12 protein-coding genes and 2 pseudogenes are annotated in these 15,112 nt (G+C 60.5%); 12 read left to right on the top strand and 2 right to left on the bottom strand.

Going from position 1 to position 15,112, the window contains the following annotated elements; genetic code table 11:
- The first annotated feature begins 5 nt into the window (after positions 1-5).
- The 12 genes and pseudogenes from mraY to ACXIUA_RS01405 all read left to right on the top strand — a co-directional run.
- Positions 6-1,115: a phospho-N-acetylmuramoyl-pentapeptide-transferase gene (gene mraY, locus ACXIUA_RS01460; protein WP_457975940.1), complete on the top strand. Its 1,110-nt coding sequence runs from the start codon at positions 6-8 to the stop codon at positions 1,113-1,115.
- Complete coding sequence (gene murD, locus ACXIUA_RS01455; protein ID WP_457975939.1) at positions 1,112-2,527, top strand: UDP-N-acetylmuramoyl-L-alanine--D-glutamate ligase; 1,416 nt, start codon at positions 1,112-1,114, stop codon at positions 2,525-2,527. The genes mraY and murD overlap by 4 nt, the downstream gene beginning before the upstream one ends.
- A gap of 43 nt (positions 2,528-2,570) precedes the next feature.
- The gene (locus ACXIUA_RS01450) at positions 2,571-4,070 is read left to right on the top strand and encodes an FtsW/RodA/SpoVE family cell cycle protein (protein ID WP_311474967.1); all 1,500 of its coding nucleotides are present in this window, start codon (positions 2,571-2,573) and stop codon (positions 4,068-4,070) included.
- A gap of 33 nt (positions 4,071-4,103) precedes the next feature.
- Complete coding sequence (gene murG / locus ACXIUA_RS01445; RefSeq protein ID WP_457975938.1) at positions 4,104-5,183, top strand: undecaprenyldiphospho-muramoylpentapeptide beta-N-acetylglucosaminyltransferase; 1,080 nt, start codon at positions 4,104-4,106, stop codon at positions 5,181-5,183.
- Positions 5,161-6,678, top strand: coding sequence for a UDP-N-acetylmuramate--L-alanine ligase (murC, locus tag ACXIUA_RS01440; protein WP_457975945.1), 1,518 nt, complete (start codon positions 5,161-5,163; stop codon positions 6,676-6,678). Before murG ends, murC begins: the two co-directional genes overlap by 23 nt.
- 1 nt (position 6,679) lies before the next feature.
- Positions 6,680-7,423 carry a cell division protein FtsQ/DivIB gene (locus ACXIUA_RS01435; protein WP_168156177.1) on the top strand — a complete coding sequence of 248 codons (744 nt, stop codon included), beginning with the start codon at positions 6,680-6,682 and terminating at the stop codon, positions 7,421-7,423.
- A gap of 154 nt (positions 7,424-7,577) precedes the next feature.
- A complete protein-coding gene (gene ftsZ / locus ACXIUA_RS01430; RefSeq protein ID WP_070362217.1) occupies positions 7,578-8,795 on the top strand; it encodes a cell division protein FtsZ in 1,218 nt (405 codons plus the stop codon).
- Positions 8,796-8,804: 9 nt separating this feature from the next.
- Positions 8,805-9,545 (top strand): peptidoglycan editing factor PgeF, encoded by a 741-nt coding sequence (gene pgeF / locus ACXIUA_RS01425; RefSeq protein WP_457975937.1) that lies wholly within the window; start codon positions 8,805-8,807, stop codon positions 9,543-9,545.
- Positions 9,546-10,259, top strand: coding sequence for a YggS family pyridoxal phosphate-dependent enzyme (locus ACXIUA_RS01420; protein WP_071572463.1), 714 nt, complete (start codon positions 9,546-9,548; stop codon positions 10,257-10,259). It abuts the gene before it with no gap.
- Between the two features lie 71 nt (positions 10,260-10,330).
- Positions 10,331-10,819 carry a cell division protein SepF gene (locus ACXIUA_RS01415; protein WP_070362220.1) on the top strand — a complete coding sequence of 163 codons (489 nt, stop codon included), beginning with the start codon at positions 10,331-10,333 and terminating at the stop codon, positions 10,817-10,819.
- A gap of 50 nt (positions 10,820-10,869) precedes the next feature.
- Positions 10,870-11,163: a YggT family protein gene (locus ACXIUA_RS01410; RefSeq protein WP_457975936.1), complete on the top strand. Its 294-nt coding sequence runs from the start codon at positions 10,870-10,872 to the stop codon at positions 11,161-11,163.
- A 273-nt stretch (positions 11,164-11,436) separates the two neighbouring features.
- Positions 11,437-12,411 (top strand): annotated as a pseudogene (locus ACXIUA_RS01405) (DivIVA domain-containing protein); the annotation flags it as partial.
- Here the strand turns inward: ACXIUA_RS01405 and ACXIUA_RS01400 are convergent.
- Both ACXIUA_RS01400 and sucB read right to left on the bottom strand, forming a co-directional pair.
- Positions 12,346-12,834, bottom strand: a pseudogene (locus tag ACXIUA_RS01400) (glycine dehydrogenase (aminomethyl-transferring)); the annotation flags it as partial. The pseudogenes ACXIUA_RS01405 and ACXIUA_RS01400 overlap by 66 nt on opposite strands.
- Before the next feature lie 166 nt (positions 12,835-13,000).
- Positions 13,001-15,034: a 2-oxoglutarate dehydrogenase, E2 component, dihydrolipoamide succinyltransferase gene (sucB, locus tag ACXIUA_RS01395; protein ID WP_457975935.1), complete on the bottom strand. Its 2,034-nt coding sequence runs from the start codon at positions 15,032-15,034 to the stop codon at positions 13,001-13,003.
- Positions 15,035-15,112: the final 78 nt, after the last annotated feature.

The following is a 15,112-nucleotide window of genomic DNA, read 5'->3' as shown; positions in this document are numbered from 1 at the left end:
CTCACATGATTCAAGTAATTGTCGCAGGAGTTATTAGCTTCCTCGTTTCCATTTTTGTCACACCTTTGTTGATTCGGTATTTCCACCGCCGCGAGATCGGCCAGGAAATTCGGGAGGACGGGCCGCAGTCGCACGCGCGGAAACGTGGCACTCCGACGATGGGCGGTATCGCGATTCTGCTCGCTATCACGCTGGGCTACCTCGCAAGTTCGATTGTCGCTTTGGCCACCAATCACGCGGCGTTTACCGCGAGTGGCGTTATCGTGCTGGGCTTGACGTTGTCACTCGGTCTCGTCGGGCTTGCCGACGACGGCATCAAGCTTTTCATGAAACGCAACCTCGGGCTCAACAAGACCGCGAAGCTTGTTTCCCAGTTCGCAATCGCGATCGTTTTTGGCCTGCTGATTACACGTTTCCCCGACGAGAACGGATTGACGCCAGGGTCGACGCTGCTGAGCTTTGTCCGCGATATTGAAACGATTGACATCGCGGTCGGCGGCGGAATCCTTGGCGCAATCCTGTTCCTGATCTTTATTTACATTCTGCTGGCTGCTTGGTCGAACGCGGTAAACCTCACCGACGGGCTCGACGGGTTGGCCGCTGGTACGACTGCTCTGGTGATGGCCGCGTACACCATGATCACGTTCTGGCAGTTCCGGAATTCTTGCGAGGCAGCGCTGGCAGCGGGTTGCTACAACGTCCGCGACCCGCTTGACTTGGCGGTGCTTGCGGCTGCAGGCTTCGGTGCCTGCGTTGGATTCCTGTGGTGGAACGCGTCCCCGGCCAAGATTTTCATGGGTGATACGGGTTCGCTGGCGCTCGGTGGTCTCGTTGCGGGCCTGTCAGTGGCATCCAAGACCGAGCTTCTGATGATCATCATCGGCGCACTCTTCGTACTCGAGGCAGCCTCGGTGGTCATCCAGGTGGCATCGTTTAAGTCCACCGGCAAGCGCGTGTTCCGGATGGCGCCGTTCCACCACCACTTTGAGCAAGGAGGCTGGGCGGAGACAACCGTGGTTGTGCGCTTCTGGCTCATCGCTGCGATGGCGGTCGCGCTCGGCACCGCAATTTTCTACGGTGAATGGCTCACACAGAACGGAGTGACGCTGTCATGATCGATACGAGTGTGATACCCGCAGAGATTTCCCGCGGCGTGCTGCTGGCCGGTGCGGGCGTTTCGGGCCGAGGGGTGCTCGGCATGCTCCAGCAAGTCGGCGTTACATGCATCGTCGCGGACGACAGCGAGGAAAACCGCGAGTTCGCTGAGCGCACGTGGGGAGTGCGGGCCGTCGATACGCAGCTGGCACACGAGTACTTCGGTGAGGTCGGGGTAGTAGTGACGTCTCCAGGGTGGAGGCCCGACACGCCGCTGCTTGTCGACGCCGCCTCGGCCCAACTCGATGTCATCGGTGATGTCGAGCTGTGCTACCGGTTGGATCGCGCGGGCGTGTTCGGGCCACCGCGCGAGTGGCTCGTTGTGACAGGCACGAACGGTAAAACCACCACCACTGGCATGCTCGCAGCTATGATGCAGGAGGCATCTGCCCGCACTGGTAAGCGTGCGTTGGCGTGCGGCAACATCGGTACCGCCGTGGCTGACGCGGTGGTGGATCCCCAGCGTGTCGATGTGCTCGTGGCCGAGCTGTCCAGTTTCCAGTTGCATTGGTCGAGCCAGCTCGTTCCCAACGCGGCAGTTCTACTCAACCTTGCAGACGACCACATTGACTGGCACGGCTCATTCGAGGCGTACGCGGCTGCGAAGGCGAAGGTGCTCAAAGCTCCCAACGCCGTGGTCGGCATCGATGACGAGCACGTGCAAGCGATCGTGGCACAGAATGACCGCAAGCAATTCTTCGGTTTTACGCTCGGCCAGCCCGAAGAGCGCCAGGTCGGTGTTATCGACGGCAAGCTCGTTGCGCGCCGCGACGGCTCGGTCCTTGAACTGGCAGATACGAATGGCATTGAACCCGCGGGTGCTGCAGGCGTGCTGGACGCAGGCGCCGCCGCTGCCGTGGCGTTGCTGTGTGGTGCGACACCCTCTGAGATTCGTGAAGCACTCGCAGGCTTCCACGTTGCGGGGCATCGCGGAGCCGTGGTCCACGAGGCGAACGGCGTTCGGTGGATCGACAACTCGAAGGCGACGAACCCGCACGCGGCTGATTCGGCGTTGACCGGGGCGGGCACCGTCGTGTGGGTTGCAGGTGGTCAGCTGAAGGGCGCTGCGATTGATGAGGTCGTCGAAAAACATGTGGGGCACATGCGTGCCGTAGCGCTGCTTGGGGTCGACCGCATGGAAATTTACGACGCCGTCAAGCGGCTGGCACCTGACCTGCCTATCTTTGCGACTGACTCGACTGACCCCGAGGTGGCAATGGATGCCGTGGCTCGCTTTGCTGGAGAGCATGCGCAGCCTGGCGATAGCGTTGTGCTGGCACCGGCTGCCGCGAGCCTGGACATGTATCCGGGTATGTCTGCGCGCGGCGACGCGTTTCGTGCGGCCGCCAGGCGACACTTTTCACTACAGTAACTTGAGACACAGCAGTGTTCGAAGCGAAGGGTAATGAGGTGCCATGAAGCGAAATCGTCGACAGCAACCGCCGGCGCGTGCGCCAAAGACTGGCACCCGCGACGTGCCTCAAAGCGCACTGGGCCGGGCACATACGTCGTTCATTGCGGCGCTTGAGCAGCGGCCCCTCATTGACTACACCGTGATTCGGACCGTGGTGCTGGTGCTGGCTGCGTTGGGCATCGTGATGGTGATGAGCTCGTCGATGGCGTCATCGTTCGCTGCTTCGAGCAGCGTGTGGTCGACTGCGCTTCGGCAATCCCTGATGGTGCTGGCGGGCCTTGTCTTGTTTTGGGTTTCGCTGATGATCCCGCCCGAGCGCATCCGGAAGCTGGCCACGCCACTATTCCTATTCGCGGTGTTCCTGCTGGTACTGGTGCTGCTAATCGGTACCGGACGTGAGGAAGTCGGTTCGCAATCGTGGCTGATGTTCGGCTCGTTGACGATGCAGCCTTCTGAGTTCGCCCGTGTGGCTATTGCAATTTGGGGTGCTGCGGTGCTGTCGAAGAAGCAGCCGCCAGCATCGGCGCCTGCGTGGCAGTCGCCGACCGCACAGTTCTTGCTTGGAGCGGGCGTGTGCATCCTCCTGATTGCGAAGCAGGGTGACGCCGGCATGACCATGTCGTTTGCCGCCATCGTGATCTTTGTGCTGTGGTTCGCAGGCTTCCCGCTCAAGGCCATCGGCATCCTCTGCGGGCTCATCGGTGCTGCAGCGGTCATGTTGTTCCTGCTTGGCGGCTTCCGCTCGCAACGCTTCCACGTCTACTTCGAGGCGCTGTTCGGAAACTTCAGCGATACTCGCGGTGCTGCGTTCCAGACGCACCAAGGATTCCTTTCTCTTGCCGACGGCTCCCTCTTCGGCGTCGGCCTCGGACAGTCCCGCGCGAAGTGGTTCTACCTCCCAGAGGCACGAAACGACTTCATCTTCGCCGTCATCGGCGAAGAGCTCGGTATGTGGGGCGGCATTATGGTGATCGCCCTGTTTGCTGCCCTTGGCTACTTCGGTTTGCGCACTGCGCAACGCGCACAGACATCGTTCCAGGGACTCGCCGCTGCCTCGTTAACAGCAGGCGTAGTTTCGCAGGCGTTCATTAACATCGGGTACGTCGTCGGCCTTGTGCCGGTGACGGGTATTCAGCTGCCGATGTTGTCCGCCGGTGGTACCTCGGCAGTGATTACCTTGTGGTCGATGGGCATGCTGGCCTCCATTGCCCGCCACGAGCCCGACGCAGTCTCGGCCATGCAGAACTACGGGCGCCCACGCTTCGACAGAATGCTGTTCGTCCCGGAGCCGAAGGCGACGGCACAGCTGCGCGCGACTCGCGCGGAGCGAACTCGTACACATGAGCAGTCACGCCGAGAGCAACGGTACGGAGTGCCTGTTGCTCACCGAGTTGCCCCAGACGACCGTGCTCAGCGACACTCGCCCCGGCCCACCAGGAATGTCGAGGTAACGCAACGGAGACCACGACCGAACCAATCAGAGCGACGCCGGTACCGTTAGGTGGCCGTCGAAAAGGAAAGGACGGGATCCATCATGGACAAGACCCAGCACACAGTGGTGCTCGCAGGGGGAGGCACCGCGGGCCATATTGAACCGGCACTCGCGGTAGGCGAGGTGCTTCGCGAACAGTACGGCGCAAATGTGGTTGCGCTCGGAACTGAGCGTGGCCTGGAAACCACTATCGTCCCCGCGCGCGGCTTTAACCTTCAACTCATTGACCCTGTGCCGATCCCGCGCAAGAAGCCATGGAAGCTTCTTGGCGTACCGTTCAAACTTGCGCGTTCCGTGCACCAAACACGGAAGGTGATGAAGGATTCAAAGGCTGAGGCAGTCTTTGGTACGGGTGGCTATGTGTCGGCGTCTGCGTACCTTGCCGCGGCATCGTTGCGCCTACCATTTTTCGTCTTGGAAACGAACGCGTTGGCGGGCATGGCCAATAAGCTTGGCGTCAAGCTAGGTGGTGTCGGGATTAACGCCGTGGCGAACTCGGGGATGCCGGGTGATGTCGTGGGGATCCCGGTGCGTCCGGGAGTGGGCGTCGATACGGATGGAGCGAAAGCGCTGCGTGGGTACAAGATGTGGGACCTTGATCCGGACAAGCCGGTGGTTCTGATTACCGGTGGGTCCCAGGGTGCGGTGAGCATCAACCGGGCTGTTGCCGGGGCCATCGAGGACATCACGGCGCGCGGGTACCAGGTGCTGCACGCCTACGGCAGAAAGAACGACGCCCCGAAGCCACACGAAGGCTACACGGCGGTGCCGTACATCGACGACATGGAAGCTGCGTATGCCGTGGCGGACATGGTTGTGTGTCGCTCCGGCGCCATGACCGTGGCGGAAAACTCAGCCGCTGGCCTGCCAGCCGTTTACATCCCACTGCCGCACGGCAACGGCGAACAGGGCCTTAACTCGGCGCACCTGGTAGCTACCGGGGCGGCAATGCGTATCGATGACGCCGAGCTCACCCCAGACGCGCTTGCCCGCAGCGTCAACGAGATTTTGGGTCGGCCAGAGCAAATGCAGCGCATGCGAGAAGCGCTCGAGCACTCTGGCGCGGGTAGTGTGGCAGAAGATCTCGCTGCACGGATCATTGCGACTATCACAAAGGAGTAACACCGTCATGTCTTCCGAACACACCACCGCGCCTGGTTCTGTGGATCTTTCCCGCGTACATCTGGTTGGTATCGGTGGCGCTGGCATGAGCGGTGTCGCCCACATCCTGCTTGACCGCGGGGCAGTAGTGACCGGGTCCGATGTGAAAGACTCCCGTCCAGTGCGTGCGTTGCGCTCGCAAGGTGCACAGGTCGCAGTTGGACACGACGCCGCAAACCTCGAGCTGACGGGGCAACTTCCGACCGTCGTGGTCACCAGCTTTGCTGCGATTCCGAAAGATAATCCGGAGTTGGTGCGTGCGAAGGAGGAGGGGATTCCTGTGATTCGCCGCTCAGATCTGCTCGGCGAGTTGATGGACGGTTACACGCAGCTCCTGCTAGCAGGCACGCATGGCAAGACGTCCACGACGTCCATGACCGTGGTGGCGTTGCAGGCTGCGGGGGAGGACCCTTCCTTTGCAATTGGCGGCCAGCTCAACAAGGCCGGCACCAATGCCCACCACGGTGCGGGCGATATTTTCGTGGCGGAGGCGGACGAGTCCGATGCTTCGTTGCTTCGCTACAAACCAAATATCGCCGTTATCACCAACATTGAGCCTGACCACCTGGACTACTTCGGCACGCGCGAGGCATACTTCAAGGTGTTCGACGACTTCGCCGATCGCGTGCAGCCCGGCGGTTTCCTCGTCGTTTGTATGGATGACGAGCACGCTGCAAGCTGTGGTGAGCGCGCATTGCAGCGCGGCATCAACGTCGTCGGCTACGGCACTGAAGCAGCGGCTGCAGCGCACCCAGACATTCCGGCAGGTGCAGTAGTTATAGAAGAGCGTATCGACGGCTCCTACGTCGACGTGCGTGCTCGACTCAACACCGGCGGCGCATCTGCTGAGTACTCCTACCGCCTGTCGATCCCCGGCCGGCACATGGTGCTCAACTCCCTGGCCGCGCTGTTGTCCTCGACGCTGGCGGGTGCGGAACCTGAACGGATTGCAGCGGGGCTGAGCGGGTTCTCCGGTGTCCGGCGCCGCTTCGAGTTTAAGGGCCTCGTAGAGGACGGGCCGTTCGCAGGTACCCGTGTCTACGACGACTACGCGCACCACCCAACCGAGGTCACCGCTGTGTTGACGGCGGCGCGGGAGAAAGTCGAGTCTGAGGGCAAGGGTGCGCGCGTCGTGGTGTGCTTCCAACCGCACCTGTACTCGCGCACACAGAACTTTGCCCAAGAGTTTGCTGACGCCCTCTCACTCGCGGATGTCGTCATGGTGCTGGACATCTTCGGCGCACGCGAAGCGCCCGTTGAAGATGTGACCAGCAGGCTCATTACTGACAAGATGGATAGCTCGGTGCCGGTAGTGCTTGAGCCCAATTTCCTCGCAGTACCGGTGACACTGGTATCAATGGTTCGTCCTGGGGACGTCATCCTAACGATGGGCGCTGGGTCGGTGACAATGCTCGCCGATGAGATCCTCGCGCAACTTCGGCAGACGGAGGTTTAGCGTGACAGAGCAGACAGAGCAGGAAGCCTTCGAGTCGGACCACCTCGACGAGTTTGGTGATGAGGACGCTCAAACGCGCAGCAAGAGCAAGCGCAAGCGTCGCTTCGCTATCGCGGGAGCTGTCATCGCTGGTCTCGCTGTGTGCGGAATTGCGTTGCCGTTTACACCGTTGATGCCGGTGAAGGGTGTGGTTGTTGATGGCAACGACGTGCTCACGCCCGAGGCGGTGCAAGCCCAGTCCGACATTGAGCTGGGCACGCCTATGGGGCTGGTCAAGGTGCGCCGTGCTGCTGAGAACATCGTGCAGGACCCGTGGGTGGACGTTGTTACGGTGCACCGCGACTGGCCAAGCACTGTGAGAGTTGACCTCAAAGAGCGTGTCGCAGTGGCGTACTTGCAGCAGCCGGACGGGGCGCATCTGATCGATACTGAGGGCAAGGATTTTCTGATCGCTGAACCGCCGGTTGGGGCGATGGAGCTCGTGGGGGTCGACGTCGAGAACAAGGAGCAGATGCGGGACGCTGTGGCGATCGCGGCGTCGATAAGCAGTGGTGCGCGTGCGCAAGTTGCCGCTTTGGAGGCGAATGGCCGGTACTCATTCGTGCTGCGGTTACACGACAACCGCCGCGTGGTGTGGGGCGCCTCAGAAGACAATGCGAATAAATCACTGGCCTTTGAAACCGTTTTGCAACGCGAGGGCGCCGAGTTCAATATTTCTAATCCGGAGCTGATTACCGCGCGGTAGCGGTGTAAAACCCCAGGTCAAAACCCTAAAGTAAAGGTTTAGGGTCGAGACACGCCGAGGGAAACAATAAATTTTTTCGTGTTTTCGCCCATGATGGGATGCGTTACCGCAATTGTTGAAGTTCTAAGAAGTTTTGAAAGGCGAGACACTACCCATGACCTCTCCCGCAAACTACCTCGCCATGATCCGCGTCGTCGGTGTCGGTGGCGGTGGCGTTAACGCTGTCAACCGCATGATCGAAGAGGGCCTGAAAGGTGTGGAGTTCGTTGCGATCAACACGGACTCGCAGGCACTGCTCTTTACGGATGCAGACACCAAGCTCGACATCGGGCGTGAGGCGACTCGCGGACTTGGCGCCGGTGCAAACCCTGAGGTTGGCCGGACCTCTGCTGAGGACCACAAGCAGGAAATCGAAGAGTCGCTGAAGGGCTCGGACATGGTCTTCGTGACCGCTGGCGAGGGCGGCGGTACGGGTACTGGCGCTGCACCAGTTGTCGCGGGTATCGCGAAGAAGATGGGTGCGCTGACCATTGGCGTTGTCACCCGTCCGTTCACGTTCGAGGGTAAGCGGCGCACCCGTCAGGCGCTCGAGGGCATCGCGAACCTGAAGGAAGTGTGCGACACCGTCATTGTCATTCCGAACGACCGACTGTTGCAGCTGGGTGATTCGGACCTGTCCATGATGGATGCATTCCGCGCTGCGGATGAGGTGCTCTACAACGGTGTTCAGGGTATTACGAACCTGATCACCATTCCGGGCATGATTAACGTCGACTTCGCAGACGTGCGCTCGGTGATGGCCGACGCCGGCTCCGCCCTGATGGGCGTCGGCTCCTCCCGCGGTGAAAACCGCGTGATGAATGCGATGGAGCAGGCGATCAACTCGCCACTGCTGGAAACCACGATGGAGGGCGCGAAGGGCGTGCTCATTTCCGTTGCTGGTGGTTCCGATCTCGGCCTGAACGAGACGAGTGCCGCAGCGTCCATCGTCGAAGAGAAGGCAGACGACGACGCGAACATCATCTTCGGCACGATCATCGACGACAACCTCGGTGATGAGGTGCGCGTCACGATTATCGCAACTGGCTTCGACGAGAAGGCCAACGCTCGCCCGGATGCCCAGCAGCCGGTCGATGCTGCAGCCGCATCGGCGGAAGAAGGCGCGGCGCCGTCTCCATCGCGTGGTTCGCTGTTTGAGGATCGCGCTCCGGAGACGGAACGTGACGACTCCTACCAGGCGCGTCACCGCTACGAGCCGCACCGCTCGGGCCTCTTCACCGGCGGGGAGTCCGAATCCTCCTATGAACGTCGTGGACGCGAGGAGCGCGGCGGCGATGATTTTGACGTCGATGTCCCTGATTTCTTGCGTTAGTCTGGGAGCATGACTGACTCTCTTCTCGACGTAGAACAACGCCCCGTCCGCATGGTGTTTACAAGCCGTGCGGGCGGGGCGTCGTCGTCCCCATATGACTCTTTCAATCTTGCGCTGCACGTCGGGGATGACCCGGAGGCCGTACGCGCGAACCGCGCGCGGTTGGCGTCGCTGCTCGGGGTAGATGCGGGGCGCTTCGTGTGGATGGAGCAGCTCCACACGCCGAACGTGACGGTCGTGGACGGGCCGCAGTCTGAGCCTGTCGAGGCTTCTGATGCCATCGTAACCACGACCCCGAACCTCGCCCTGTGCGTGCTGGTCGCTGACTGTACGCCGGTGCTGTTGGCAGACCCCGTCGCTGGAGTGATTGCCGCGGTGCACGCTGGGCGTCTTGGGGCGCGAAACGGCATCGTGAAGAAGACCGTTGAAACAATGCGTGACCTGGGTGCTCAGCCTTCACAGATGCAGGCGCTGCTCGGCCCTGCAGCTGCGGGAGCGTCATACGAAGTGCCCGCTGATATGGCAGCGGATGTTGAGCGCAAGCTGCCAGGCTCCCGGACCACTACGCATGCAGGGACCACTGGGCTTGACATCCGTGCCGGTATCCGGCGCCAGCTCACGGAGCTCGGTGTGCAGCGAATTGACGTAGATCCGCGCGATACCATCGCGGACGAGGACTTCTTCTCGTACCGGAGAGAATCCACAACTGGGCGCCAGGCAGGCGTTATTTGGCTAACTGGAGTGAAATAAATGAGCACAACTGATATTGCAAGCAACCTTGCCAAGGTGCAGGAACGTATCCGCTCCGCGGAGCATGCCGCGGGGCGCGAGCCGGGAAGCGTGGAATTGCTGCCAGTGACGAAGTTTCACCCGTGCTCGTCGATTGAGGTGCTTGCCGCGGAAGGTATTCGCTTGGTGGGGGAGAACCGAGAGCAGGAAGCGAGCGCCAAGGTTGCGACTCTGCGCGAGCACGGGGTCGACTGTGGTATCGCGATGATCGGGCAGATCCAGTCGAAGAAGGCGAACGCAGTGGCACGATGGGCGAGTGAGGTCCACTCGGTGGACTCCTTGAAGCTGGCGAAGGGACTCGAGCGTGGCATGGCGCTCGCCCTTGAGCGGGGTGATCGGACGTCCGAAATCCTGCCGTGCCTTGTTCAGGTTTCTGCAGACGGCGACGAAAGCCGTGGCGGTGTCGCGGTGGAGAAGATCGCCGAGTTGGTTGAAGCGCTCGAGGGGGCTGAGCACCTCCAGTTCGACGGGTTTATGGTTGTGCCACCGCTAGATGCAAACGCCAGCGAGGTATTCGACCAGGTCCGCGAGCTGCGAGACACCTACGCGGCCAAGCTTGGGCGGCCCCTGCGTTTCTCGGCGGGGATGTCCGCGGACTTTGAAGAAGCCATCGCGCATGGCTCGGATGTCGTGCGTGTCGGAACGGCGGTGATGGGGCCGAGGCCCGTAGTCTAAAAACCTAATCCGGAATTACATAGAGGTAATTTCTGCCCCGTCAGCACAGGCAACAAACGAGGAGCACCCAGATGTCTATTATCGGCAGCGCGAAAGAATTTTTCGGTCTTGGCCCGTTCAACGAAGATGACCCCTACTTCGATGAAGTGCAGTACGACGAGCGCGAGAACACTCGCGAGGAATCGACGAGACCTTCGCGCACATCTGAGTACGGCAGCGAGGACCGCTACCGCTCCTCAGCTACCCGTGACTACGCGGATCGCGCACCGAAGTCCTACACTCCCCAGGTCGTGTCCACTGCTCCGCGCAATTACAACGATGCGAAGGATATCGGCGAGCCGTTCCGTGATGGCGATGCCGTGATTATGGAGCTGACGGATCTCGACCCCCACGATGCAAAGCGCATCGTCGACTTTGCCGCTGGTCTGTGCTTCGCACTTCGTGGCAACATGTACAACCTGAGCAGGGGCGTTGAGACCCGCCGACGAGTCTTCGCGATCGTTCCGGAAAACGCCCGTTTGACCGAAGTTGAGCTGCAGCACACAGCGCGTCTTCGCTAATCGACGTCCAGCTCTGCGAAACATCAAGAAGAACAGGTAGTGTTTGACCCGTGTCTTTATTAGGAGTAATTCTTTACGCCGCGCTTGGGTTGTACTCCCTGATTGTGGTCATCCGCATCATTGTCGAGATGGTGCAATCCTTCTCGAAGCAGTTTGATCCACCAAGTTGGTTTATGGTCGTTGCGGAAGGCATGTTCGTGGTCACGGACCCGCCTGTGAAGTTCTTCCGCAAACTCATTCCGCCCATGCGTATGAGTGGCGGCGTTGGGATAGACGTCAGTGTGATCGTACTGTTCGTGGCGATTATGCTGCTCCAGATGCTGGTACGGGTCACCATGTTGTAATAGTGAGCTTGGATTGAGGCACCTACATTGGTAGGTGCCTTTTTTGCTTAATTTTCCCGTAATTTATGCCCGGATCGACATCAATTATTGGGCATCGGGGGCAGAAAAGGGGTATAACTGGCGGTGATGCCTGGTGCGTGTGAACCTATGCGTTACTATGGATCGATAAAAGAATGACGAACTATTAGATTTTAGGGTTCGCTTCCCGTAGCGTGGGAGGCAATCTGTGTTCGCGACATTGCGGACACAATATCGACATCGAAGGGAACGCCAATGCCGCTGACACCAGCAGACGTGCACAATGTCGCTTTCAGCAAACCACCAATTGGTAAGCGGGGCTACAACGAGGACGAGGTTGACCAGTTCCTGGACCTCGTGGAAGACACGCTTGCGCAACTGCAAGATGAGAACGATGACCTTCGGGCCCGTGTCGAAGAGCTCGGTGCTGGTGGGTCTGCTGCCCCGGTTGCTCCTGCGGCCGCGTCCAGCGATGTCGACGAAGCTGAGATTGAAAAGCGAGTTGAGAAGAAGGTTCGTGCTGAGTACGAGCAGAAGCTCCGTGCTGCGCAGGAGGCAAAGGTAGCGGCTGAGAAGGATGCTCAGGCTGCGAAGCAGGAAGCGGCAAAGGCTCGCCAGGACGCGGAGCAGGCTGCAAAGCAGGCTAAGCAGGCGCCAAAGGCTGCCGCCGCACCGCAGCAGGCTGCGGCTGTCGACCAGAATGCAGCATCCGCCGATACGCACATGCAGGCGGCGAAGGTGCTTGGGCTCGCGCAGGAGATGGCAGACCGCCTCACCAACGACGCGCAGGCAGAGGCCCGCTCGATGCTCGACGAGGCCCGTGGTTCCGCAGAGCGTCAGCTGGCAGATGCCGAGGCACGCTCGAAGAAGCAGCTGTCTGAGGCAGAGACGCATTCCCGCGAGCAGATCCAGGCAGCTGAGCGTAAGGCTGCTGAGACGAAGCAGTCGGCTGAGGCTCGTGCACAGCAGCTCGTTGCAGACGCCGAGAAGAAGGCTGAGGAAACCACCAACGAAGCTAACTCGCGCGCTGAGGCGCAGATTCGCCAGGCTGAGGAGCAGGCAACGAAGCTGCGCACCGAGGCTGAGCGTAAGCACACCGAGATCATGAACACGGTGAAGCAGCAGCAGACCGCCCTCGAGAACCGCATCGCTGAGCTGCGCACCTTCCAGCAGCACCGTCCGACCCTTGCGCACTGCGCGAGCCATCAAGCCGACAGCCTCCGCAGCCGCCGAAGCCTCATCCAGCAGGGAAGCGTTCGCAATGTCCAGGCCGGTCAGGTCCTGCACCATAGTTTGGAAGTTCAGCAGTGCCTCAAGACGACCCTGCGAAATCTCAGGCTGATACGGCGTATACGCCGTGTACCACCCAGCATCCTCGACCACACCGCGCCGAATTACCGGCGGCGTCAACGTCGACGAGTACCCCTGGCCGTAGAACGCCTTGAGCACCTCATTTTTCGACGCCAACTCCCGCAACCGATCCTGCGCCTGGTATTCCGTGAGCGGGGCAGGAAGGTCGAGCGGCCGTTGAAGTAGCAGATCGGCGGGGATCGCGGCAGTGGTCAGCGCCTCGAGTGAGTCGTAGCCGACTTTCGCGAGCATCGCCTCCGTTTCCTGCGTGTCCGGACCGATATGGCGGGTGATGTAATCCAAGATCTACTCCTTTGGTAGTTCTGAACCTGATGTCGTGAATAGTCTACGGGGCAAAACTGGCCTGGGTCGGCCAGTCAGCTGAAAATATGCGGAGGTGAAAACAGCGGTGGCCCCAACACCGTATTGGCATTGGGGCCACCGCTAAGATTCCTCATCTTGACCTGTTTTAGAGGTCCAGATCGTCTTCAAAGTCGCCGGTTTCGATGCGGTCCTTGATCGTGGTGACGAAGCGGCCTGCATCTGCGCCGTCGATCAGCTGGTGATCGTAGGTGAATGGCAGGTAGCACATCTGGCGGATCGCGATCGAGTCACTACCTTCCTCTGTAACGATGACCGGGCGCTTCTCAATCGCCGCGGTACCCAGGATGCCTGCCTGTGGCGGGGTGAGCACCGGCGTATCCAGCAGTGCACCTTCGGAACCGATGTTGGTCACCGTGAACGTTGCACCAGACAGGTCGTCCGGGCGCAGCTTCTTGTTGCGTGCGCGGGTCGCCAGGTCGTTGATAGCTTGCGCGATCTGCGCCAGGTTCAGGTCCTGTGCACGCTTGATCACCGGCACGAGCAGGCCCTGTGGCGTATCCACTGCGACACCAATATTGACGTCCTCGTGGTAGGTGATCTCCTTCTTCTCCGCATCGTAGGACGCGTTGACGTTCGGGTGGGAGACCAGGGCCTCGGCCGTCGCCTTGATGAAGAACGCGAGGTAGGTGATGTTGGCGTCGTGCTTCTTGATGAACTCCGGCTTCACGCGCTTGCGCAGCTCTGCGATGCGGGTGACATCGACTTCCTGAACGTGCGTGAGCTGAGCCGTGGTCTGCAGCGACTCGACCATCTTCGCAGCGGTGATCTCGCGGATGCGATTGACCTTCTGGGTGGTGCCGATCAGCGACTGCTTCTCCGGATCCACGGACTTGGTGGACCAGTTGGAGCGTGCGCCCTTCTTTTCCTCGGACTTCGGAGCCGATGCCTCGGTCTTGTCGTCGGATCCACCCTTCGCCGCAGCGATCACGTCCTGCTTGCGGATTCGGCCACCAACGCCAGTGCCCTCGACCGTGGAAAGATCAACGCCGTGCTTTTCTGCCAGCTTGCGCACGAGCGGGGTGACGTACGGGAGGGAACCGTCGGACTTGTTCACCTTGGTCGAAGCCTGCGATGCAGGCTTCTCGTCCTTCGGCTTCTCCTCCTTAGGCTCTTCAGCCTTCGGGGCTTCCTTCTTTTCTTCCTTGGGTTCTTCCTTTGTCTCTTCGGCCTTTGGAGCTTCCTTTTCAGCTGGCTTGGCGTCAGCGTCGCCGATGCGGGCGATGACTTCGCCGACCTCGACGGTGTCGTCTTCCTCAGCGAGGATCTCTACGAGGGTGCCTGCGACAGGGGAAGGAATCTCGGTATCGACCTTGTCGGTGGAGACCTCGAGCAGTGGCTCGTCGACCTCGACGGTGTCGCCGACTTCCTTCAGCCAGGTGGTGATGGTGCCTTCGGTGACGGATTCGCCGAGCTCAGGCATGGAGACGTCGGTAGCGTCGCCGGAGGCTGGCTTGTCAGCCTTCTCTTCCTCCGGAGCTTCCTTCTTTTCTTCCTTTGGCTCTTCGGCCTTTGGAGCTTCCTTTTCAGCTGGCTTGGCGTCAGCGTCGCCGATGCGGGCGATGACTTCGCCGACCTCGACGGTGTCGTCTTCCTCAGCGAGGATCTCTACGAGGGTGCCTGCGACAGGGGAAGGAATCTCGGTATCGACCTTGTCGGTGGAGACCTCGAGCAGTGGCTCGTCGACCTCGACGGTGTCGCCGACTTCCTTCAGCCAGGTGGTGATAGTGCCTTCCGTGACGGATTCGCCCAGCTCAGGCATGGAGACATCGGTGGCGTCGCCGGAGGCTGGCTTGTCAGCCTTCTCTTCCTCCGGAGCTTCCTTTGGCTCCTCTTCTTCCTGAGGCTCCTCGTCCTTTGCCGAGTCCGATGCCGGGGCTTCGCCTTCTTCGCCGATAATCACAATCACGTCACCGACATCAACGGTGTCGTCTTCCTCGGCCTTAATCTCGAGGATTACACCGGCGACAGGGGAAGGAATCTCCGTGTCGACCTTATCGGTGGAAACCTCCAGCAATGGTTCGTCGACCTCTACCTTGTCGCCGACTTCCTTCAGCCAGGTGGTGATAGTGCCTTCCGTGACGGATTCGCCCAGCTCAGGCATCTCGACAGAGTGCGCCATAATTTAGTCTCCTCGCAGATACATTTTCGTAGAAGCTATACAGGTCAATAGCGTACCTGTCACCGAAGACTTTCGTGC

It is taken from the genome of Corynebacterium sp. UMB8791, assembly GCF_054166365.1.
The sequence above is the reverse complement of the archived record's forward strand: the minus strand, read 5'-3'. Positions and strand labels throughout refer to the sequence as shown.

Excerpts from the sequence above, each read along its gene's own strand:
- ACXIUA_RS01450 (WP_311474967.1), top strand. The coding sequence starts at position 2,571 with ATGAAGCGAAATCGTCGACAGCAACCGCCGGCGCGTGCGCCAAAGACT.
- murG (WP_457975938.1), top strand. The coding sequence starts at position 4,104 with ATGGACAAGACCCAGCACACAGTGGTGCTCGCAGGGGGAGGCACCGCG.
- sucB (WP_457975935.1), bottom strand. The coding sequence starts at position 15,034 with ATGGCGCACTCTGTCGAGATGCCTGAGCTGGGCGAATCCGTCACGGAA.
- ACXIUA_RS01420 (WP_071572463.1), top strand. The coding sequence starts at position 9,546 with ATGAGCACAACTGATATTGCAAGCAACCTTGCCAAGGTGCAGGAACGT.
- pgeF (WP_457975937.1), top strand. The coding sequence starts at position 8,805 with ATGACTGACTCTCTTCTCGACGTAGAACAACGCCCCGTCCGCATGGTG.
- ACXIUA_RS01415 (WP_070362220.1), top strand. The coding sequence starts at position 10,331 with ATGTCTATTATCGGCAGCGCGAAAGAATTTTTCGGTCTTGGCCCGTTC.
- murD (WP_457975939.1), top strand. The coding sequence starts at position 1,112 with ATGATCGATACGAGTGTGATACCCGCAGAGATTTCCCGCGGCGTGCTG.
- mraY (WP_457975940.1), top strand. The coding sequence starts at position 6 with ATGATTCAAGTAATTGTCGCAGGAGTTATTAGCTTCCTCGTTTCCATT.
- ftsZ (WP_070362217.1), top strand. The coding sequence starts at position 7,578 with ATGACCTCTCCCGCAAACTACCTCGCCATGATCCGCGTCGTCGGTGTC.